Origin of the sequence: Bradyrhizobium sp. LCT2 (genome assembly GCF_009931255.1) — a bacterium.
GTDB lineage: Bacteria > Pseudomonadota > Alphaproteobacteria > Rhizobiales > Xanthobacteraceae > Bradyrhizobium > Bradyrhizobium diazoefficiens.
Genome location: NZ_CP034432.1, coordinates 6629804 through 6652990, shown reverse-complemented (window position 1 = coordinate 6652990; position 23187 = coordinate 6629804). Strand labels below are relative to the sequence as shown.

7 protein-coding genes are annotated in these 23187 nt (G+C 65.4%); 4 read left to right on the top strand and 3 right to left on the bottom strand.

Translation table 11 applies throughout. The features are described from left to right. Positions 1 to 43 precede the first annotated feature (43 nt). From EI171_RS31730 to EI171_RS31720, 3 genes are all read left to right on the top strand, one after another. Positions 44 to 17104, top strand: a complete 17061-nt coding sequence (locus tag EI171_RS31730; RefSeq protein WP_161535670.1) for a leukotoxin LktA family filamentous adhesin — start codon at positions 44 to 46, stop codon at positions 17102 to 17104. 4 nt (positions 17105 to 17108) lie between these two features. Then, the gene (locus EI171_RS31725; protein WP_161535669.1) at positions 17109 to 18794 is read left to right on the top strand and encodes a ShlB/FhaC/HecB family hemolysin secretion/activation protein; all 1686 of its coding nucleotides are present in this window, start codon (positions 17109 to 17111) and stop codon (positions 18792 to 18794) included. Positions 18795 to 18980: 186 nt separating this feature from the next. Next, positions 18981 to 20138: an IS481 family transposase gene (locus EI171_RS31720; RefSeq protein ID WP_161535668.1), complete on the top strand. Its 1158-nt coding sequence runs from the start codon at positions 18981 to 18983 to the stop codon at positions 20136 to 20138. 53 nt (positions 20139 to 20191) lie between these two features. On the opposite strand, the gene bluB is transcribed toward EI171_RS31720, so the two are convergent. The 3 genes from bluB to cobU are packed head-to-tail and all read right to left on the bottom strand — an operon-like array spanning position 20192 to position 22111. Beyond that, the gene (gene bluB, locus EI171_RS31715) at positions 20192 to 20824 is read right to left on the bottom strand and encodes a 5,6-dimethylbenzimidazole synthase (RefSeq protein ID WP_161535667.1); all 633 of its coding nucleotides are present in this window, start codon (positions 20822 to 20824) and stop codon (positions 20192 to 20194) included. Positions 20825 to 20828: 4 nt separating this feature from the next. Beyond that, positions 20829 to 21611 carry an adenosylcobinamide-GDP ribazoletransferase gene (gene cobS, locus EI171_RS31710; RefSeq protein WP_161535666.1) on the bottom strand — a complete coding sequence of 261 codons (783 nt, stop codon included), beginning with the start codon at positions 21609 to 21611 and terminating at the stop codon, positions 20829 to 20831. Further along, positions 21608 to 22111: a bifunctional adenosylcobinamide kinase/adenosylcobinamide-phosphate guanylyltransferase gene (cobU, locus tag EI171_RS31705; protein WP_161535665.1), complete on the bottom strand. Its 504-nt coding sequence runs from the start codon at positions 22109 to 22111 to the stop codon at positions 21608 to 21610. Before cobU ends, cobS begins: the two co-directional genes overlap by 4 nt. Positions 22112 to 22238: 127 nt before the next feature. Here cobU and cbiB point away from each other — a divergent pair, with 127 nt between their 5' ends. Further along, positions 22239 to 23180 carry an adenosylcobinamide-phosphate synthase CbiB gene (gene cbiB / locus EI171_RS31700; protein WP_161535664.1) on the top strand — a complete coding sequence of 314 codons (942 nt, stop codon included), beginning with the start codon at positions 22239 to 22241 and terminating at the stop codon, positions 23178 to 23180. Positions 23181 to 23187: the final 7 nt, after the last annotated feature.

The following is a 23187-nucleotide window of genomic DNA, read 5'->3' as shown; positions in this document are numbered from 1 at the left end:
CCCGGTTGTGGATCGGCGCCGATGCCGATGAAGAGGATATGAAATGCGCGGACCATCTGCGACGCGAAACAACGATGAGCTGACGACGCTGCGGGGGCTTGCGCGCTTCCGCTCGATGTCGCTGCTCTGCGCGATGCAGATGGTCTTCCTGCCGGTGTTCAGCGTCCGCGTTCAGGCGCAGACGGCGAACGTCATCGTTCCGGACGGACGCACCGGGACGTCCTTGCAGACCTCCGGCGGCGTCACCAACGTCACGACGTCGACTGTCTCCGGCAACAACGCCTTCAACTCGTTCTCGCAGTTCAGCGTCGGGCAGGGCAACACCGTCAACCTGCAACTGCCGACCGGCACGCAAAACCTCGTCAACATCGTTCGCGACGCGCCGGTCTACGTCAATGGCACGCTGAACTCCTACATGAACGGTGCGATCGGCGGTAACGTCTACTTCGCCGATCCCAAGGGGTTCGTGGTCGGCCGTTCCGGCACGGTGAATGTCGGCAGCCTCAACGTCTCGACGCCGACGCGCGAGTTCACCGACAGCCTGATCGGCGCGGGCGGGGCGATCAACCAGTCGGCCGTCGGCAATCTGATGGCCGGCTCGTTCCCGGTCTCGCCCGACGGCAACATCCGCATCTACGGCCGGGTCAATGCGCAGGATGGCGTGCGGTTGACCGGGCAGAACGTCTATGTCGGCGGCGCCACCCAGCGCGACATCGCCAATCTCGATCACGCCGCGAAATTTGCGGCCTCCGTCAACTCCAAGGGCCTGCGCAGCGCCAGCGCGATCACCGTCAGCAACGGCTCGATCCATATCGGCGCGGTCAACAACGCCAGGGTCAACGGGCGTCTGACCGCGCAGAGCAAGACCTCGACGCCGAGCAACATCACCGTCCAGGCCGGCAACAACATCGATATCGGCAAGAAAGCCAATCTCAACATCGCAAGCGCAAACGGCAATGCCGGAGAGATCCGCCTGAAGGCGGCGCAGAACCTGACCGTCGCGGGCGGCGCCAGGTTCGATGCCAGCGCGAAGACGGGCAATGCCGGTCTCGTCGACTTCAGCGCGAACGGGATCATCGACATCGGGAAAGGCATCAAGGTCGATCTCAGTGCGGACAACGGCAAGGCCGGCACGCTGCTGATCGACCCCACCGACGTGGTCGTGGGCGATGCCGCCCAGGGCGACTCCGGCGTGACGCTGTCGAACAGCTCCATCGCTAATGCGCTCGCCGGGCTCAGCGCGGGTGCCGACTACCTCATCCAGGCGGATCATTCCATCACGCTCGCCGCGCATGCGATGATCGATGCCCGCCGTCTCGATGCCTCTTCGGGTCATTCGACCGGCAACGCCAACAACGTCATCATCGACGCGCCCAACATCGAGATCATGAATGGCGCGCAGATCCTGGCCCAGTCGGTCAATTTCGGCGGGACCACCTACGCCGACGGTAACGTGACGCTGAGGGCGACGGCGAGCGACATCAAGCTGTCCGGCCAGGCCACCGCCGCGACGGCGATCACGGTCGACGGCAAGATCACCGGCGGCATCATCTCGATCACCGCAACCTCGACCGCCGTGTCAAGTTTCCTGAACGGTTCTGTGGCCGGTGATTTCGCGCTTGTCGGCTCGACGCTGGCCGCCTCGCTGCTCGGGCTCAATGGCGGCTATGTCGCGGCAAGCGCCACTGCGACCATCAACATCAACAGCCATGCCGACATCAACGGCCGCGGCGATGTCACCATTTCCGCACATGCCACGGAGACCGCGTCGGATCCGGCGGTCGCCTCCACCTTGCTTGGCAGCCTGACGCCGGTCGCGGCCGGCGTGGTCGTCGGCAAGATCGACGGCACTGCCACGACCAACGTGGCCTCGGGCGCGACGGTCAACGCCGGCGGCAACCTCGAGGTCAAGGCGCTCAACGATGCGACCATCGCCGTCTCTGCCCTCGCGGCATCGACGAGCGCGCAGATCGTCCCGACGGTGGCCTATTCCAAGGGATCAGTGTCGACGACCGCCAACGTCGCGACCGGCGCGCATATTGCGGCGGGCCTGGTGAACACGACCGGCAGCACCCTGAAGGTGCGCGCGATCAACAACAATTCCTTCTCGACCAGCGCAACGTCGGTCGCGGCACCCGGGACGGGGGCGAGCGGCGCCGTCGGCGGGGCGTTCGCCATCAGCGACATCACGACGTCCGCGACCGCGACGCTCGGCGCATCGCTCGGAACCGATACCGCCAACCGGATGAACGGCTCCGTTCTCGTTGAAGCGACGTCGGACACGACGAGCAATTCCACGATGGCCTCGTCCATCGCCGGCCTGCCGGCGCTGATCGCGGCGATCGAACGAGGACTGCGCGCCGTCACCTCGCCGACGTCGATCATCAGGGACCATATGGGCTCGCTGATGCCGTTGAGCTTCGATTTCAAGGTCGCAGGCGCGTTGTCGCTGGCCAACAGCAGCCAGAGCGCGACCGCTGCGATCGCGCAAAATCCGAGCGGCGGCGCGCCGAGCATCTATGCCAGCGGCAACGTTGCCGTTGCCAGCAATGTCATCGATCGCGGCGTTCGCAGCAATGCGACGTCCAGCGCGATCACGAAGGATCCGGTGTCCGGCGAGAGCACCGCGATCAGCGCGGCCGTCGCCTGGGGCAATTTCACGCATAATTCGAACGCCTATGTCGGCAATGGCACACTGATCAACGCAGCGAACATCGCCGTCGATGCCACCACCGAACTGCCGATCACCAATTCCTGGCTGAAGTGGGATGGTTTGGGCGCGGTGCTGAGCCACCTCAACGGCAATCTCGGCGTCGGCGGCAACATCCTGACCAGCTACGCCAATGCCACCGCGGACGCCGGCGACACGATCGGCATCGCCGGTTCGCTGAATCATTTCGTCGTGAACAACAACACGACGGCGTGGGTGGCCGGAAGCGCGAGCCTGACGGCGACCTGCGCGACCGCGGCCTGCGGCAGTGGCACCGGCTGGTCGGTCGGGATGGACAATGGCGACGTCCATACCTACAACGCCAGCATCCAAATCGCGGCCACCACGACCACGGCGTCGATCGACGCCGCCGGCAATGTCGGCACGCTCGGCTTCCTCTTCGGCAACACCTCGGGCGGCTCCTCCGTCGGCGGCGCGCTCAATCTCGTTCAGTTCAACACCAATACCATCGCCGGCGTTTCGGATCGCGCGACGCTGCGTGCGGCGGACGACATCGCCGTCAACGCGATCACTTCAGACCGGTTCGTCGCTGTCGCACCGTCGTCCGGCAAGGCTGCCGGCACGCTGGCGCTGAATGGCATCACTTCGCTCGGTTTCCTGAACAACACGACGCACGCGTCGATATCGAGCCAGGCCACCGTCTATGCACCGACGGTCGGCATCCTGGCGCAGCAGGATCTGTCGGTCGTGACGCTGTCCGGCGCGATGAGCTATAACGGGAGCGGCGGTTCGGCGGTCGGCTTGTCGGTCGCCTATCTCGGCGCAAATACCGACACCTCCGCCTATATCGGCGACAACCATTCCGACATCCGGCCCGGCGTGTTCAGCGCCAACGATCCGTTCGCAGGCACCAGCGGCGGAAGCGGGGCGGTCAATGTCGACAATCTGACACTCAGCGCGACCACGTCGGGGCGAATCACCGCGGCCGCCGTGGCGGCAGCCGTCTCCGACCCGGCGTCGTCGAATTTCTCCGACAAGGCAGGCGCTGCCGGCGCCGCCTCGACCGGAGGCACCGCCGGCGTGACGACGGCGGCGGGCAAGATCGGTTCGACTTCGGGATCGAGCACCAGCGGCTTCAGCCTCGACCTCGCCGGCAGCTCGTCGGTGAGCGACGTCTCGCTCGGCACCAGCGCCTATATCAAAAACACGACGGTCAACAAGTACACCACGACCGGCGCCGTGCTGACCAACACGATCGTTCAGGCGCTGAACGACACCATGCTCAACAATGGTTCCGGTTCCGCGGCGCTCAATCTGGCCGGAGGGTCCGCCCAGGGAGCTGCGATCGGCGGCGCGATCGCGGCGGCGATGTCGAACAACGCGACACTCGCCTATATCTACGGCACCACCATGAACAACCAGAGTTCGGTGACGGTGCAGGCGCTCAATGGCGGCTCGGAGACCGTCGTCGCCATTGGCGTGGCGGGATCGAAATCCAATGCTGCGTCGCTGTCGGCCTCCGTCGGCATCATCACGGACAGCGCTAACGCCTATATCGAGAGCTCGACGATCACGGGGCAGGCGACCGGCGTCAACCGCGCGCTCGAGGTGGACGCCTACCAGACCACGAACATCGCGATCGGCGGCGGGTCGCTCTATATAACCGGTGGCCAGGCCGGCGTCGGCATCGGGCTGACCTACGCGTCGATCGCCGATCCCACGGGTGGGAACGCGACCGACGCGCATATCCGCAGCACCTCGATCTCGAACTACGACACCCTGCTGGTGATGGCCGACAGCGCCAGCGTGATCGCGGCCGGTGCGGCCTCGGGCGGGGCAGGGTCCAACGGGCTTGCCGGCGCGATCGTCGTCAGCGAGATCTCGCCGACCACGACGGCCTATATCAGCAGCGGCGCCACAGTGAACATCGACGTTGGCCGCGTAACGGTGCTGGCGGACAGCGGCGCAGTGTCGGCGCTGGATACGGCTCTCGGAAACCTCGTCAAGAAGTCGAACAATAATCATCTCGCCGAGGACACCTGCACGGTCGCCGGCGGCACGGGCGGGCAGAACTGCATCGACTTCGGCGCGGCAGCGCTCAACGGGGGCACGGGTAACGGTCCGGGCGCCAGCATCGTCTCCGTTGCCGGCCTCGTCCAGGCCGGCAAGAACAATGTCGGCGCCTCGATCGTCTACGACACCATCGCAACGACGCATTCGGCCTATATCGCCAACGTCCTGTTGACGGCCGGCAGCAACGGCAATGTCAGCGTGAGCGCGGTCGATTCCTCGAAGATCCAGTCGGTCACGATTGGCTTCGGTCTTGCGACCGGACAATTTGCCGGCGTCGGTGGCACCACGATCAGCAGCATCGCCAATACCGTTTCGGCGGCCATCGGCAACAACCAGTCCAGCACGACGCAATCGTCCGTCACGGCCAAGAACATTTCCGTCAGCGCGACCGACAATTCCAGCATTACCGGAACCGCCGCCGTTGCGGGCGCCTCGACGCAAGGAAGCGCCGCGGGTCTGGCGCTTGTCTACAGCAGCATCGCCAACAATGTCAGCGCCGGCGTCACCGGCTCCAAGCTGACCGCCTCGGGCAATGTCGCGGTCGGTGCGAACTCGAACGCCAGCATCTCGACGGTCGCCGTCGGTATCGCGATGTCCTCGCAGGTCGGGCTGGCCGGCTCGGTCGCCACCAATCTGATGGGGACCAACGTCACCGCCAGTATCACGGCGGCAGGTACCAACGGTATCAATGGCGCCGACGTCATCGCCACCAACAACGTCGCCGTGATCGCCGGCAACAACGACAAGGTTGGCGTGTTCGGCGGCGCCGTGTCGATCAGCAAGGGGGCGGCGGGCGGCGCGGGCTCGCTGGTCACCAACCAGATCACGGGAACCACTGCGGCCTATATCAGCGGGGTGAACACCAAGGTCGACGCGCTGGGAACCAGCACCACCGATACGCTGTCGGTCAACAACGGCACCCTCGTCCATGCCTTCGATCTCGGCACGGCCCACGCGCCGACCGACACCACGCCCGACCTCACCGAGAACCAGGACGTCCTGCGCGGCCTCGCCGTGGTCGCGAGCTCGCACCAGGCTGTCGTGACCAACGTCGCGTCGGTCGCCGCGAGTGGCGGCATCTCGATCATGATCAACCCGATCACTAACGTGATGAGCGGGGCGACACGAGCCTATATCGACAGCGCGTCCATCGACACGCGCCTGACCTCGTCGACGCTCAAGCCGCAGATCGAGGTGGCCGCATCGAGCTTCTCCTATTCCGGCGCATTCGGCGCAGGCATCGCCTACGGCAGCAGCGGCGGCGGTGGCGCGACGATTGTCTCGACGACGATGTCGCGCGAGACCTTCGCCTATATCACCAATGCCACGGTCGGCGGCGTCCAGTCGTCGAGCGCGACGTTGGGCGCCGTGACCGTGAAGGCCAATGCGGAGCAGGATGCGTCCTCGATTGCGATCGGCTTCAACAGCGGCTCGGTCGGCCTGAACGTCTTCCAGGCGACCACGGAAGCCTATGTCGACGGCGGCGCGCTGACCGCTTCGTCGCTGACGGTCAACGCCAACAACAACACCGGCATCTTCTCCGCGAACGGCTCTGGTGCCTATGGCAGCCAGGCCGCGATCGGCGCGGCGTTCCTGGTCCAGGTCTCCTCGAACCGGACGCTGGCCTATGTCGGCGATGAGTTCCGCTATCAGGGCAATGGCGCCGCGCACACCACCGCGCTCAATTTGAGCGGTGCGCTCGACGTCGAAGCCAAGACCAAGAACCGCTTCGAGGCCTATGCAATCGGTGGTGCGCTCTCGACGGGCACCGCCGCGATCGCCGGCATGGCGAACATCGAGGTCGCCAACAACAACACCATCGCCGGCGTCTACGACACCACGCTGCAGGGGGTGACGGGCGGTGCGGCCGGCGCGGTCACGGTCAACGCCAACGAGGACGTCGCGATCAAGGAGATCGCGGGCGCGCTCGCGGTCGGCGCCAGCGGAGGAGGGGTCGGCGTCGGCGCTGCGGCCAACGTCATCGTGTTCAAGAGCCGGACCGTTGCCGAGAGCTGGAACAGCAATCTGAACTCGTCAGGCGCGATCAACGTCAACGCGCTCAGCACCAAGGAGGTGCTGTCCTACGCGGTCACCGCCGGCATCGGCGGCAGCGCCGGCATCGGCGCGACCGTCGGCGTCATCATCATCGGCACCAACACCGCGGACGCCGACACGCAGGGCCAGCAGACCGGCCAGCTCAACCAAGGTGGCAACGGCACCATCGCGTCCGTCAACAGCGGCACCAGCAACACGCATGGCAGTGGTGCCGTCGCGAGCGGCACGGCCGGCAATCCGAACAGTGCCAATGTCAGCTCGACCTACGACGTCAGCAATATCCTGAGCGGCGGCAATGACGCGGTCATCGCCCAGATCGCGGGCGGCAACGTCACGGGCACGCAAGTCAACGTCTCGGCCACCAGCGCCAACGCGGCCAAGATGTATCTGCTCGGCGCGGGCTTTGCCAAGAATCTCGGCATTGGCGCCGGCATCGGCTACACCAGCGTCAACAGCACCGTGGTCGCCAACCTCAGCGACTACGGACGCAACGGCGCCGGCGTGCTGGTGGCCGCGGATACGCCTTTGGCCGTCGCGGCGCCCGCCGTCAACGTCCTGGCGGTCGTCAAGGATGCGACCGACGGACCTTATGCCGGCAAGACCATCGATACCGAGGCGATCGCCGGCGGTGCGGCGCTTTACTTCGGCGCTCAGGCCTCGGTGGCGGTCGGCAATGTCAGCAACACCGTGGTGGCCTTGCTTGGCGGCCAGATCACCGGCACGGGGGGCAACGGCGTCGCCGTCCTGGCGCAGGATTCAACGAGCCAGGTCGTCTTCACCGGCGGCGCAAGTGCCGGCGCCGTGGCCGCCGGCGCTTCGGTCGCAACGGCAAGCCGAAACAGCTCCGTCACAGCGCGGGTCCTGGACGACGCTACCGTCAACACTTCGACATTGGGTGTCGGGGCCTCGGGCGCTGGCACCTTGACGACGACGGCAACGGCGCTCTCGGGCGGTATCGTCGCCGGCGCCGGCGCGGATGCAGAGGCCCACGAAAACTCGGGCGTGCTCGCCGAGATCGGATCCGGCGCAGTCATCACCACGTCTGCGACCGGCGACGGCACGCTGGTAGGAGCCGCGATCAAGCCGAATCTGTTGAGCGAGGCGATCGGCGTGTCGGTCGGCGGCGGCGCGGTCGGCGTCGCCATCGCCCAATCGACCGTCGGAGCCACGGTCACGGCCGATGTCGGTGACAACACCAGCTTCTCGGGTGGCAAGCTCGCCGTGACCGCCATGGCGCTCGTCCCCATCATCGGCACGCAAACGAACGGAACCACGACCACGCCGATCTATGGCACGACGACCTGGGCCAAGGCGCTCGCCGGCGGCGGCGGCTCGCTGATCGGCGCGCAGGGCAGTTTCGCAAGGGCCTCCGAAAACGCGACGGTCAAGGCCTATGGCGGGGCGGGAATCCGGCTCCCCAATGCCGACGTGTCCATCACGGCTGAAAACGACAGCTCGCAATATGCCGAGGGGACCGGTCTTTCGAGCGGCTTCCTGGCCCTCGGCGCCACCGTGGCCCAAACGTCGTCGGACGCGAAAACCTACGCCTATCTGGGCGCGCCCGCAGATATGGACGCCCTGAACCGCGCCGCCTACACCGGCAAGCTCACGATCCAGGCGGACGGCAGGGACACGAATTTCTCCAACGCGATAGTCGGCGCGGGCGGTACCTATGCCGGTGCGGCGGCGGTCGCCACCACCAGCTCGACCGCCGTAACCAATGCGCGGTTCGACGGCGGCTCGACGGACGACACGCTCTATCTCGGCGGCCTCACGATCAAGGCGACGCACACCACGAATTACGCCGCGAGCGGCGACGCCTATCAGGCGTCCACGGCGGGCGTGTCCGCCGGCAAGACCAGGAACGACGTCGACTCCACCACGACAGCCGAGATCGGGACGCATCTGATCATCAACTCGGCGGCCGGCGACATGGTCGTCATCGCCAACGACATCGTCAACCAAGCCGGCGGCGGCGCGCGATCGGGCTCGGGCGGCTCATTCTCGGGAGCGGCGGCGCTGAGCGAGTCCTTCGTGACCCAGCGCGTCAATACCAATATCGGCGCCGGCACGGTGCTGAGCCTCAACGACGATCCCAGGACCTCGACCGCGGTGATCAACATCGAGGCCTACAACACGCTGAGCACCAACGATACCGCGAGCCTCGCCACCGCCAGCTTCTTCGCCGGCGGCGGCGCCGAATCCAACATGACGGCGAATGCCACGCTCGCGGTCAACATCAACGCCCGCGAGCTGTTCAGCGCCGGCAAGATCTATGTCGGCACGGCCGCGAAGATGGCGGCGGCGAACAACGCCAATGCCAGCCTCTACGGCGCGATCGCGGGCGTCGGCGCCAGCACCAACAGTTGGGTCCATGCCAACCAGTCCGTCAATGTCGGCGACAACGCGAAGATCGTGGCCTGGCGTGACATCACCATGTATGCCGGCCTGTCCGGCGATGGCACCGTCTTCAGCAGCGTGCAGGCGACGGCGACGACGGTGGTCTACAACAACACCGCCATTCCGATCTCGGCGCTCTATCGCGGCACGGCCAATGCCGACGACACCACGAGCCTGACGCTCGCTCCGACCTCGAGCATTCTCGGCGCGCGCGACATCTATCTCGGCGCCACGCAGGGGCAGGTCACGGCCACCGGCAACGGCAGCAATTACAACCCGTATCTCGACATCTTCAGCGCCAAGAACAGCGAAAACCACAGCCACACCAGTGGAACCGGCGACGTCGCGCTCAACGGCCGGGTGGTTGCTGGCGTCAACAACGATTTGACGATCACGATCAATCTGGGCGCATCCACGCCGACATTGAGCACGACCAGTCCGGACTCGACGCTGACCAACGGCTCCTCGTCGGTCCTCGAGTCCGTCTCCGACGTCAACCACTTCAGTCCGGTGATGAGCTGGAACCACCAGACGGTTCAGTACACTATCGTCGGCAACTTCAATCCTTACGATCTGGTCGTCAGCCAGCTGGCGACGCTGACCGGCCTGACCGCGACGCAGGTCCGCGCGCAGCTCGCGGCGGCGACTCCGACGGCGCCCGCCATCATGTCGCCGTCCGGCACCGATCCGACCGGCGACATCCAGCGGCAGATCGACACGCTGATCAAGCAGGCGCCGTTCACCTCCGACGCGCCCGGCAACGCCTTTGCGTTCGGCGACATCCTGGTGTCCGCCGGCAACGTCTCGATCCTGGCGCAGAAGCTCACCGGAAACAGCGGCACGAATCCTGCCGCGCCCGCGGTCATCGCGCGCAGCTCGCCATTGATCAAGATCGAGAACAAGGGCCTCGACTTCATGAGCCTGGGCAACCTCACGGTCACCGATGTGACCGGAGGTAACATCACCTATCGCCAGATCGACCATGTCGACCCGGATTCGCATTCCAATGTGACCTTCACCGCGATGCCGAGCGCGACGCCGGTCATCGACGTCTCCGCCACCTACAACCGCCTGGATCCCGACTCCGGTCAGGGCATTGACCAGAACGGCAACGTGCTGACCCGCACGCCCGACATCTATTTCAATGGCGCCGTCAACAACGCGAACGGCCTGCTCAAGATCATCAACAATCTCGGCAGCGTCGTCGCATCGCAGTCGCTCAGCGCCGCGACCGTCCAGATCGTGGTGCCCAAAGGCACCTTCACCTTCCTCGGCGGTATCGGGAGCTTCTACGACAGCGGCAGCGCGGTCACCTCGCAATGGGCCACCACTGAAAACAGGCCGGAAGACACGCTGACCGCGGTGATGACGGCGGCGACCTATCTCGGCGCCTACGGCGACTACTATACCGCTCCGCATATCGCTTCGGGAACCGATCACCCCTATTTCTATTACTGCTGCACCGACGGCAGCCACGGAGTGTATCAACCCGTCGGCAACGCCGACGCCAGCACGATCTTCACCGCGCGCATGCTGATGACGTATTACGACGGCACCTCGCTCTATTCATCGATCTTCCTGCCGGTGGGCAGGGGTACGCCTGGGAACACCAGCACTCCCGATGCCGGCAGCGTGCCTGACATCGCGACCCTCAAGATCATCGAGGGGCAGTCGCAGGACTCGGCCAATGTCGTGCTCGCGCAGTGGAAGAAAACGACGTATGACGGCCGCAACGTCTACACCGATAGCGGTCCGTACAAGACGCCGTTCAACTGTGCGTCAGCCTGCGACAGCTCGGGCTTCTTCCAGGTGATCAACATCCAGCCGGATGCGATCACGCCGAAGACCGCGGATTCGCCGGCCACCGCGACAGCCACCCGGACCATCAGCGGCCAGGCGGTCATCATCTCGGCGTCGGTGATCAACATCAACGGCATCATCCACGCCGGCTCGAGCAGCAACTACTCGGTCAACATCGGCGCCGCTGCGTACGATGCCATCTATGGCAGCAACGGCCTCAAGAATCGCAACGGCGGCGCGGATTTTGCCGCGGCCCAGGCCAATGCGCGGAACGGCGTCTATTACGACATCTCGGGCTCCGTGACGGCGTCGGCCAGCGGCGACGCCAAGATCGGGGTCAGGTACAACGCTCTCACCGACCAGCTCATCCTGAATGGCGTGGCGCAGGGCGCCGGCGGCTACGTCTACCTCAACGGCAAGATCATCTCGACCTCGACCGACAACACCCAGACCCAGGGTAACATCGAGATCAAAGGCGGCGCCGGCACGGTCACCGTCAACAACACCAGCGGGCTCCAGCTCGTCACCAACACCATCAATACCAGCGTCACTGCCCAGAGCGTGGTCGAGATCGTCGACCAGCTCAAGGGGAAGACGACGTGGTGGGTTTACGATCCCAAGGCTGCAAGCAGCCAGCAGGTGTCGCGGTACGAGACCAACAGTGTCACTGCGGCCGCGATCGACCCGTCGATGCTTACGGCCAGGACCGGTACGGCGGGCGTCCAGTACGCGACGCAGGAGAACATGCTCTATCAATGGGTCGACACCGCGACGCTGGATCGTCTACCCACCAGCACGCAGTTCGACTATGGCTGGAGCTTCACGCCCAATCAGGTCACCGGCGAGAACTGGACCCGCTCGACCAACCTGGTTTCAGGCACGCAGAGCAGCAACTATCAGAAAGTCACCACCGCCACAGGCAGCTATCACTGGGCGGGAGGCGTGAATCCGGATGGGAGCCCCGTTGGACTCAACACCCATTCCAACGCGTGCTGCGGCGCGGACGCCCAGTACAACTGGTACCAGGCGATCTATGATCACCTGACGCTCACGCTGACCAACACGGTCAAGGCGTCGAACCCGATCAACATCAAGTTCATCGGCGGCAGTAGCAGCGACGTCGTGGTCAATTCGACCTCCGGCATCGTCATCAACGGGTCGATCAACAACCAGCAGGGCACGACGACGCTTGCCGCCACCGGCACCAACTCGTCGATCACCGTCGGCGCCAATGCCAACAACCCGGTGATCTCGGGGACGAGCGTGACGCTTCGGGGTGACGGCGGTATCGGCACGCTCGGCACCACCAAGGCGCCCGTCCAGGTGCAGCTCTATGGCGGCAGCCTGACCGCGAGCTCGATCGACCGCGACATCGCGATCTCGGCCATCGGGGCGCTGTCGATCAACCAGGTGAAGGTGAATGCCGCGGGCGCCACGCCGCAGGGCAACGTCTTCCTGTCGGCGACCGGCGACATCAACTCGGCTTCCGCCTACAACGTCGCCAACCCGGTCGTGATCGGCAAGAATATCGAGATCAACTCCACGTCCGGTGCGATCGGCGCGACGAGCGCCGTCGTCAACAACGCCTCCACCCTGACCAATATCAATCCGCTGGTGATCCAGGCGACGGGGACGGTTCAGGCGAGCGGCGCCGTCGATGGCGGCGTGCTCGACAGCTCTTCGGCCACGGGCACCTACATCATCCAGTCCAAGGGCGACCTTCGCCTCGGCACGATCCAGTCGACCGGCGGTCCGGTGTTCCTTGAGGCTGCCGGCTCCGACGGCAACCAGGCCAGCATCCTGAACGGCCGGGCGGCGGTCGGCCTCACCCAGGCGCAGAGCCAGCATCTGCAGGATGTCTGGGCCAGCCTCGACCTGCTCAGCGGCAACGCCGCCACCAACGCCGTCAACAGCTACCAGTCGATGGTGACGTCGGCCTATAACGACTACTTCCAGCTCAGGAACATCGCCTTCCCGAACGGCAGCACCTACAATCCGACCTCAGTGGGGCAGACGGTGCTGCGGGCGCAGGTGGCGGCCAAACTCGGCATCGACCCGGCCGACGTCACCACGACGCAGATGAAGACCGAGGCCACGACGCGGTTCCTGCGGGATCAGTTCCTGCTCGGCAAGATCACCACCGACGAGCTCAAGACCTCGCTGACCAGCCTGCTCGGCAGCGCTCCTTCGGATCCGCTCGGAACGCTGTTCGGCAGCTCGCTGTCGTCGACCCTGTTCACCAAGTTGTTCGACGGCGTCTCGACGGCCAATCAGCGCATGCCGACCAATACGGCGCTGCAGACGGCGCTGAACGCCTATAATGCGACCTACAGCTACACGCTGGCCTCGACCGAGCGGGTCTACGGCATCATCACGGCGGGCTCGCAGTGGACGCAGAGCCAGCTCGCCTACACGGTGTCGTCGTCGGCCGTCGGCGCGGCGCCGCCGCCGATCGACGACAACGTGGTCGCCAATGTCAGTGCGAACCAGATCATGCTCTACGCGCCGCGCGGCTCGGTCGGCAATTCGGCGGCGCCCCAGACGTTCACCTTCACCAGCGTCGATGGCTCCTCGCTGACGCCGGAGCAGAGGGGATTGCTGGCCACCGCCGGTCCGGGCCAGCTCACCGTCGGTGCGGTCACCGATCCCACGACCCATGTCACGACCTATACGGTCAGCCTGTCGCAGCAGAACCTCGTCGTGGTCGACAACCCGATCGCGATCTCGGCCAAGGCGCTGACCAACATCTACCTCGGCAGCAAGAACAGCCTCGCGCTCGGCGGCGTCACCGCGAATTACGGCCCGATCGCGGCCGCGCAGGCTGGCGGCATCCAGGTGACCGGCCGCGGCGACGTCAAGCTCGACGCCGTGACCAGCATCTTCGCCAATGTGAGCGGGCCGGTCATATCAGGTGATATCGGCAACCTGACCCTGATCGCGGAGCGCGGCAATGTCGGTGCAGCCGGGGCCGCCGGAAGCAATCCCGCGACCAACACGAACGCGCTTCAGATCGCGTTCGCCGATCCGAGCAACGACCAGCTCGACCAGGTTTCGTCGGCGCAGGGCATCTACGTGAAGCAGACCACCGGCGATCTCGTCCTCGGCAATATCGCCGCCGGCAATGCGATCCAGCTCGCCGCGACGGGCAGCATCTACGCCGAATCCGACTTCACGGATCGCACGGCGATCCACATCCTTGGCACCGACCTCGATCTGCGCGCCGGCGGCAACATTGGCTTCAACGGTTCGACCTTCCAGCCGCTGCAGGTGAACATCTCGGGCGCGGTGACCGGCTCGGCGGTCGGCGACCTCAGCATCCTCGCGGTCGCCGGCGATCTGATGGTCGGCACGAGCGGCGCCTATGGGGCGCTGACGGCCGGCGGCGCACTGACGCTGAACGTGCCGCGCGGCGCGCTCACCATCAATACCAGCATCACCAGCGCTGGCCTGATGCAACTGCTCGCCAACCGCGGCATGACCTTCGCGGCCGGCACCAGCGCGGCGCCGGTGGTTGCGACCAGCAGCTCGGGCGGCGTGACGCTGGTCGCCGCGACGCTGTCGATGGGCGCCTATTCGGCCATCAACGCGGCTGGTGTGATCTCGGTGACCACCACGGGGGATGCGACGATCGGCCAGCTGAATTCGTTGCTGTCTTACGCGGCGGCCTCGAACGCGCCCTCGATCATCGTTACCGCAGGCGGCGTCGCCTCGCTCGGAGCGATCATCGACAACGGCGACGGCCAGACCAAGTTTGTGGCATCCGGCGCGGGCGCCGGGGTGTCGCTGAACGCGTCGAACGGCATCGGCAACGCGACGAGTCGGTTCACGCTCAACGCGGTACGGCTGTCGGCGAGCGCGAGCGCCGGGGGCATCTACCTGAAGGCGCTGACCGACACCGAGGCGAGCCTGCTCTCCGCGGTGAAAGGCAACGTGGACATCATCGGCACCGGTGGGCTAACGCTCGACCAAGTGCTGGCGGGCACCGCGACCGGCGCGAGCGGCAGCTTCAGCGCGGTCGCCAACAACGGCAGCATCGTCATCGGCACCGCCGACAGCAGCGGCTCGCAGACGGTCCATGCCAGCCAGAACGTGACGTTCAAGTCGCTGGCTGCCACCGGGAATAGCAGCGACGCCGGCAACATCAATGTCACCGCCGACAACGGCTTCATCCTGGCCCAGACGGTGACCTCGGGCGGTGTGACAACGCTGGGCTCGGTCTCCGCCCACGGCTCGGCGAGTCTGGTTGCCGCCACAACCATCACCGGCAACACGCTCGCTGCGACGACCGGATCGGGCCTGCTGACGGCCACCGGCGGCCCGATCAACTGGAACGCCCTCAATGTCGGCACGACGCTGGGCGCGACCGCGAGCCAGGGCAGCATCACGCTCCAGACCGCGCAGAGCGGCGGCACCCAGACCATCCATGCCCGCGATAACGCGACCTTTAACGCGCTGACCACGACGGGCATCAATGGCGATGCCGGCAATATCAATGTCACCGCCGACAACGGCTTCATCCTGGCCCAGACGGTGACCTCGGGCGGTGTGACAACGCAGGGCTCGGTCTCCGCCAACGGCTCGGCGAGCCTGGTTGCCGCCACGACCATCACCGGCAACACGCTCGCCGCAACGACCGGCGCGGGGCTGCTGACGGCCGGCGGCGGCCCGATCAACTGGAACGTCCTCAATGTCGGCACAACGCTGGGCATGACCGCAGGCCAGGGCAGCATTGCGCTCCAGACCGCGCAGAGCGGCGGCACGCAAACCATCCGCGCCCACGACAGCGTGACGTTTAACGCGCTGACGGCGACGGGCATCAACGGCGATGCCGGCAGCATCAACGTTACCGCCGACAACGGCTTCATCCTGGCGCAGACGGTGATGGCCGGTGGCATGCCGACGCTGGGCTCGGTCACGGCCAACGGCTCGGCGCGGCTGATCGCGGCGGGCACCAACACCGGTCATAACCTCACGGCCTCGACCGGCAACGCGGTCCTGGGCGGAACGGTCGTTCATTGGGATAATCTCAACGTGGGCGGCACGCTCGGCATCACCGCGACCGCCGGAGGGATCACGGTTGGCACCGCCATCAGCGGCGGCACGCAGACCCTGCATGCCGTGAACGACATTGTCTTCAGCCAGCTTACCACGACGGGTATCCCGGGCGATGCCGGTGACCTCGACGTCAAGTCCGACACGGGCTCGCTCCGCGGCGGATCAATCTCAGCGCACGGCGATACACATTTCGAGGTGGCCGGATCGGTCTCGTTCGACCGGATCAGCGGCGACACCGTCAAGATGACCTCGTCGGGTGACCTGACGATCGGCTGGGTCAGCGTCGTCAGGGAGCTCGATCTTGCGGCAGACACGATCAACGTCAGGGGCGAGCAGATCCGCTCGAACCCAGCGGTCCCGCTGATCATGAACATCACCGGCTACAACGGCGGCGTTGCGAAGTCCGCCAACATCTCGATCGATCCGGACAGCATCATCGTCAACCAGTTCAAGGTGGTGGACGCGAACTTCTTCACCGATGCGCACGCCGTGACGATCCTGAACGGCTATGTCCCGGGCCAGCTCCTGCTCACCACCGCCACGCAGCAGGTGTTGCTCAACAACCGCACGCTGGCGCCGTCCAACGGGCCGACGATCCAGCTGTACCAGCCGGACGGCGTGTTCACGATGAGCCAGGTCGGCAACGCCAATGTCAGCAATGCCTATGTGGTGTTCTACACCGGCGACATCTCGGCAACCGTCACCAATTACGGTCCGAACCACATCTGCTGCAGCAACTTCACCGGCGCCAGCATGGTGCGCAACATTTCCGTCGACGGCGAGGGTAGCGAGAGCATCGAGACCTGGCTCGCGAAGAAGGACGGAGGAACGTTCTACCTGCTCGGCCTCTCCGGCCAGGCGCGTCTCGATGCGCTACTGACGCCGCGACCGGTCGAAACCATCGGTTCCGGTCCCGCCGTCAATATCGAGGGGCTGAGCGACATGCGCAAGCTGCGCCGCCAGGGGCAGCGTACGGGACGTCAGGGCTGGAAGGACGCCGCGATTGAAACAGCGAAGCCGGCCATTGGTCGCCTCGCGGAAGCGTGGTAGCGGGATGCGGATTCTGGGGGCAGCATTGGGGGTCGGGCTGGCAGCTTGCTGCATTGTCTCCGCGCGCTCCCAGTCGATCAATCCCGGCGTGATCCAGAACGACGTCGACCGGCAGCGCCGGCAGCTCGAACAGCAGAGCGCGCCGCCCAAACTCAACGGGCCGGCGGTGATTGGCGGCGAGCGGGAGAAGTCCCAGCTGTTGAAACCGGGCGGGCCGAAATTCCGCCTGCGCAAGGTGGAGTTTGACGCGTCGAAGTTCATCACGCCCGCGGAGCTCGACGAGATCGCGAAGAAATATGTCGGCAAGGATGTCGACATCGCCTCGCTGTTGCAGCTCGTCGCCGACATCAATGCCATCTACACCGCGCGCGGCATCGTCACCGGCATCGCGACGCTGCCCGATCAGGATGCCAAGGGCGGGGTGGTCAAGATCAAGCTGACCGAAGGCCGGCTCAAGAAGACGACCATCGAGGGCAACAAGCAGACGCGCACCGACTACATCCTTCAGCGCGTCAAGGAGCCGGAAGGCGAGGTCCTCGACGTTCCAAAGCTCAATCGCGACGTGATCTGGTTCAACCGCACCAACGATGTGCAGATCAAGGCGCTGCTCCAGCCCGGCACGAGTTTTGGTCTGACCGACCTCCAATTCGCGGTGATCGAGCCGCCGATCGACACCTTGCAGCTCTTCACCGACAACCAAGGCGTCGAGAACACCGGGCGCTGGGAGGGCGGGGCGTTCTACAAGCGCCACGGCCTGTTCGGCGTCGACGACCGCCTGACCTTCTATGGCGTACGCTCCGACGGCAATCTCAACGGCAACGCCGCCTACAGCATTCCGGTCAATCCCTGGGGCGGCCGCGTCGGCGTCAGCTACACCGAAGGCAAGATCAAGATCATCCAGGGACCGTTCGTCGCGCTCGACGTCACCGGACGCTCCAGCCAGGCCGCGATCAATTTCAGCCAGCCGATCTGGGTGACACAGAACTGGCTGGTGCTGTTCAACGCCGCCGAGACCGAGGGCAAGACGGTGAGCCGCTTCGCCACGGTCGCCGTCACCGACGATCATTACGACAAGGCTACGGCCGGATTTTCGGTAACCAATTCCGGCAACAGCTATTCGATCACGGTCTCGCCGGCGGTGAACTACATCGCGTGGCAGGACCACGTGCTCGGCAACAACCGCGCGTTCAACACCTATACCGGCTCGTTGATCGCGACCAGCGCGGCCGGTCCGGCGAATTTCAGCGCCAACGTGCTTGCGAGCTGGCAGTACACGCAGGAGAAGCTGCTGCCGGGCGACCAGATCTTCTCGATCGGCGGTCCGACCACCGTGCGTGGTTATCCCTCCAACTCGGCGTCCGGCGACAGCGGCTATTATTTCAACGCCGAGCTGCACTACAATTGGTCGTCATGGCTCAAGGGCTTTGACACCTACGTCTTCACCGACTGGGGTGCGGTATATTCGACATTCCCCGGCGTCACCGAACTGGGCTCGGTCGGCGTCGGCTTCTCCTGGACCTACGCGCCGTTCATGACCTTTGAGGCAAACTACGCGACGCCGCTGAAGATGGCGGTCTCGACCCAGAACCACTACGAAGCCTATGGCCGCATCATCTTCCGGCCGCTGTTGATGTTCCAGAAACAGGAAAGCGCCGCGCCCGTGGCGGCGGTTGCCGGCAGCAAGTCGTAGCGGCAGGTTGCCTCTCTCTCAGTCGTCATTGCGAGGAGCTCTTGCGACGAAGCAATCCAGACTACCTCGGCGGCAAGATTCTGGATTGCTTCGCTACTGTTTAGCCCGGAGACATGACTGACGGGTGTTCGGGGACATGGTTGACACGTCAAAATCGGCTCGATTCGTCAAACAAGGGGGCGAGCGATGCCGTGGCGCGAGGTGTCTGTCATGGATCAACGGCGAGAGTTGGTGATGCTTGCCAAGCAGGAGGGAGTGAACCGGCGGAAGCTGTGCCGGCAGTTCGGCATCAGCGCCCAGACCGGCTACAAGTGGATCCAGCGGTATGAAGCGGGCGATGCGACGTTGGCAGACCGGTCGCGACGACCTCATCACAGTCCGGAGCGTACAGCTGCTGCGACCGAGCAGCAGATTGTCGAGCTGCGAGATGCGCACCCGGCCTGGGGTGCGCGCAAGCTCGCGCATCGCCTGAAGCGCAATCGGCAAGCCACTCCCGCGATATCGACCGTGCACGAAATTTTACGCCGTTACGATCGTGTGAAGGAGCCCGCGGGCACGCCTGGACAGCCCTATACTCGCTTTGAGAAGGATGCGCCCAACCAGCTTTGGCAAATGGACTTCAAGGGGCACAGTGCGCTGGAGAACGGCGTGTCTTGTCATCCACTGACGACGCTAGACGATCACTCGCGCTTTTCCTTATGCCTGGCAGCCTGTGACAACGAACGAGGCTCGACGGTACGAGGACATCTTGAGGCGACGTTCCATCGCTACGGACTGCCGGATGCGATGTTCGTCGACAATGGCGGCCCCTGGGGCTTCACCCTTGAAGACCCCTGGACCACGCTGACGGTGTGGCTTCTCAAGCTCGGCGTCCGCACGATCCACAGCCGGCCCTATCATCCCCAGAGCCGAGGCAAGAACGAACGGTTCCATCGCAGCCTGAAGGCCGAGGTTCTCGCCTTCAAGCGCTACCGGGACCTTGCCGATGTCCAGCGGGCATTTGACCAATGGCGAGCCGTCTACAATCTAGATCGGCCGCACGAGGCATTGGGCTTCGATGTGCCCGCAAGCCGTTATCGACCAAGCCAGCGCCTCATGCCGGATCGCCTTCCAACGGTGGAGTACGACGAGGGCGAGATCGTCCGTTCCGTCTCCACCACGAAGGCCTATGTCAGCTTCAAGGGACGGCTCTGGAAAGTCCCGCAAGCCTTCCGTGGTGAGAAACTCGCCATTCGTCAGCTCAGTGCTGAGGGAAAGTTTGGAATATTCTTTGCCGCTCACCAGATCGAAACGATCGATCTACGTAACCCCAAAAGTGTCAACCATCTCCCCGAACAGGTGTAAGCTATGTGCCCGGGCTGAACACTACGCTCGCAATGACGGAGGAGGGCGCGGCCCTAGCGCCGCAGCGTGAATTCGTCCGTGCTGCGCCGGTGCTCCCATTTCGCCTGCTCCAGCTCGGGCTGGTCGCATTCGACTTCCGGATAGCCGATGCAGAGATAGGCGATGAATTTCCAGGTATCAGGCACGTCGAGAATGGTGTGGATGCGATCGGGATGCAGGATCGACACCCAGCCGAGGCCAATGCCTTCCGCACGTGCGGCGAGCCACATTGCGGTGATCGCCGCGACGACTGAATACTCGGTCGTCTCCGGCATGGTCGCGCGGCCGAGGCCGTGCCCGGTGTCGCTGGCCTTGTCCGCGAACACGGCGAGGTGGCCGGGGGCCTGTTCGAGGCCCGACAGCTTTAGGGTGGCATAGCGCGCGGCGCGTTCACCGGCATACGCATTCAGCGCGTCGCCGTTGCAAGTCCTGAAATCGTCGATCACGGCAGTGCGCCGTGCGGCATCGTCGACGATGACGAAGCGCCAGGGTTGGCTGAGGCCGACCGACGGGGAAAGACAGGCCGTCTCAATCAGGCGTTCCACCGCGCCGTCCGGCAAGGGATCGGTGCGAAAGCGGCGCACGTCACGACGCCATACGAACAGCTCGCGCAGATGTTGGCGGAAGGTGTCGTCGAACTCGACCATGAGGTCATCGTCCCATCTGGAAGGCCGCGGCAACGAGCAGGATCACGATTTCGCCGGTCTGCTCGAAGGCGCCGAGAATGTCGCCGGTCTGCCCGCCGATCTGGCGGATGGCAATCCGTGCCAGGATCAGGCCTGCGAGCGACAGCAGGATCAGGCCGACCAGCGCCTTGCCCGGTCCAAGTGCGAGGGTGAGCGCGAGAGTTCCAACGGCAAAGGCGATGGCGACGCTGCGGCCCGGCGGCGCTCCGGCGCTTGCCGACAGGCCGTCAGGCCGCGCCGGCGGTACCAGCGACATGAACGCCGGCACGCCCGCGCGGGCTGCGCAATGCGCAGCGCACAGCGCCAGCGTCACCAGCCACGGATTGGCGATAGCCGCGAGCGCGCTCCAGCGCAGGCCGAACGACAGGATCAGTGCGCAGACGCCATAGGTCCCGATGCGGCTGTCGCGCATGATCTCGAGCTTGCGCTCGCGCGTGCGGCCGCCGCCGAGCCCGTCGGCGGTATCGGCAAGCCCGTCCTCGTGCAGCGCGCCGGTGATGAGGGCGGTCGTGGCCAGTGCGAGCAGGGCGGCAAGGTTTGGCGTCAGTCCGAGCCGGCTGGAGATCTTGTAGACCAAGGCGCCGGCAAGTCCGACAAGGAGGCCGGCGACGGGCAGCGCCCAGGTCGCGCGCGCGATGGCGCCTTCGGCCGCAGGCTTTGACGATCCGACCGGCAGGAGCGTGACGAACGACGCCGCGATCCTGAGATCGGCGATGACGTCCCGGATCGTTTCGGTCCGAGGGATCATTTCAGCTTCATCGGCAGTCCGGCGACCACGAACTCGACCTCGTCGGCAACGCCGGCGAATGTCTGGTTCATGATTCCGGCGGCATCGCGATAGGCACGCGCCAGCGCGTTGTCGGGCACGATACCGAGGCCGACCTCATTGGTGACCATGATGACGGGACTGCGCAAGCGAGGGAGAACCTCAGCGAGATGCGTCACCTCGCGCGACCAGTCGCGCTCGGAATGCAGCAGGTTGGACAGCCAGAGCGTCAGGCAATCAACCAGTCTCGCGCCGCCGCCCTCGGTCTCGACCAGGGCCTGCACCAGGTCGAGCGGCACCTCGCACTCGATCCAGTCGGCTCCGCGTCGCGCGCGGTGCTTTGCGATGCGGTCCGCCATTTCGGCGTCGAGCGCCTCGGCTGTGGCAATGTACACAGGCCGCCCGGGAAAGGCCTGCGTGCGCGTCTCCGCACGCCGGCTCTTGCCCGATCGCGCTCCGCCCGTGATCAAGATGACGGCCATAAAAGTCTCCTGTCGGCCAGCACTAATCACCAAATGGGGCCAAAGACAAAGCCGAAATCAGGCGGCCAGGGGCTTGCGCTCGGCCGCCGTCTTGCGCAACAGGGGCGGAGCGAGACGGGAGATTTGTGTGGGCTTTGCGGGTGCGATGGCGGTGGCGATGGCGGTGGATGCCCTGTTGGGCTGGCCGGCCCCGCTGTTCGCACGGATCGGCCATCCCGTGACCTGGCTCGGCCGGCTGATCGCGGCCATCGACACCGCCTGGAATCGCGGTTCCGATCCGCCGGCGCTGCGCCGTGCCGCGGGCATTGCCGGAGCGCTCCTCGTGATCGCGGTCTCGGCCGCACTCGGTTGGGCGCTTCAGTCCTTGCTTCCCTCAGGCTGGATCCAGATCGTGCTGGCGGGTGTCCTGGCCTGGCCGCTGGTCGCGCTGCGCTCGCTGCATGATCATGTTGCCGCCGTTGCCGCACCTTTGCAGGCCGGCGACATCGCCGGCGCGCGCGACGCGGTCTCGCGCATCGTCGGCCGCGATCCTGCGGCGCTCGATGAAGCCGGCATCGCGCGCGCGGCGATCGAGAGTCTTGCGGAGAACGCCTCCGACGGCATCGTGGCGCCCGTGTTCTGGGGCGCGCTGTTCGGTCTGCCCGGCATTTTGGGTTACAAGGCCATCAACACGCTGGACTCCATGATCGGCCATCGCAGCGAGCGACACGAAGCCTTTGGCTGGGCGGCGGCGCGGATCGACGACGTCGCCAATTTCATTCCGGCGCGGCTGACCGGGTTTCTGTTCGTGCTGCTGGCGCCGCACAGGGCGGAAGCATTGTCGTGCACGACGCGCGATGCGCGCCGGCATCGCTCGCCCAATGCCGGCTGGCCGGAAGCGGCGCTGGCCGGCGCGCTCGGCGTGCGGCTCAGCGGTCCCCGGATCTACCACGGCAGCATCACGAACGAGCCCTGGCTGAACGAAGGTGCGCGCGATCCGCTCGCCGCTGACATCAGCGAGGGACTGACGGTCTACCGCCGCGCCATGCTGCTGCTCGCCGGCCTCCTTGCGATCCTCAGCTTCGCGTGAAAGAACG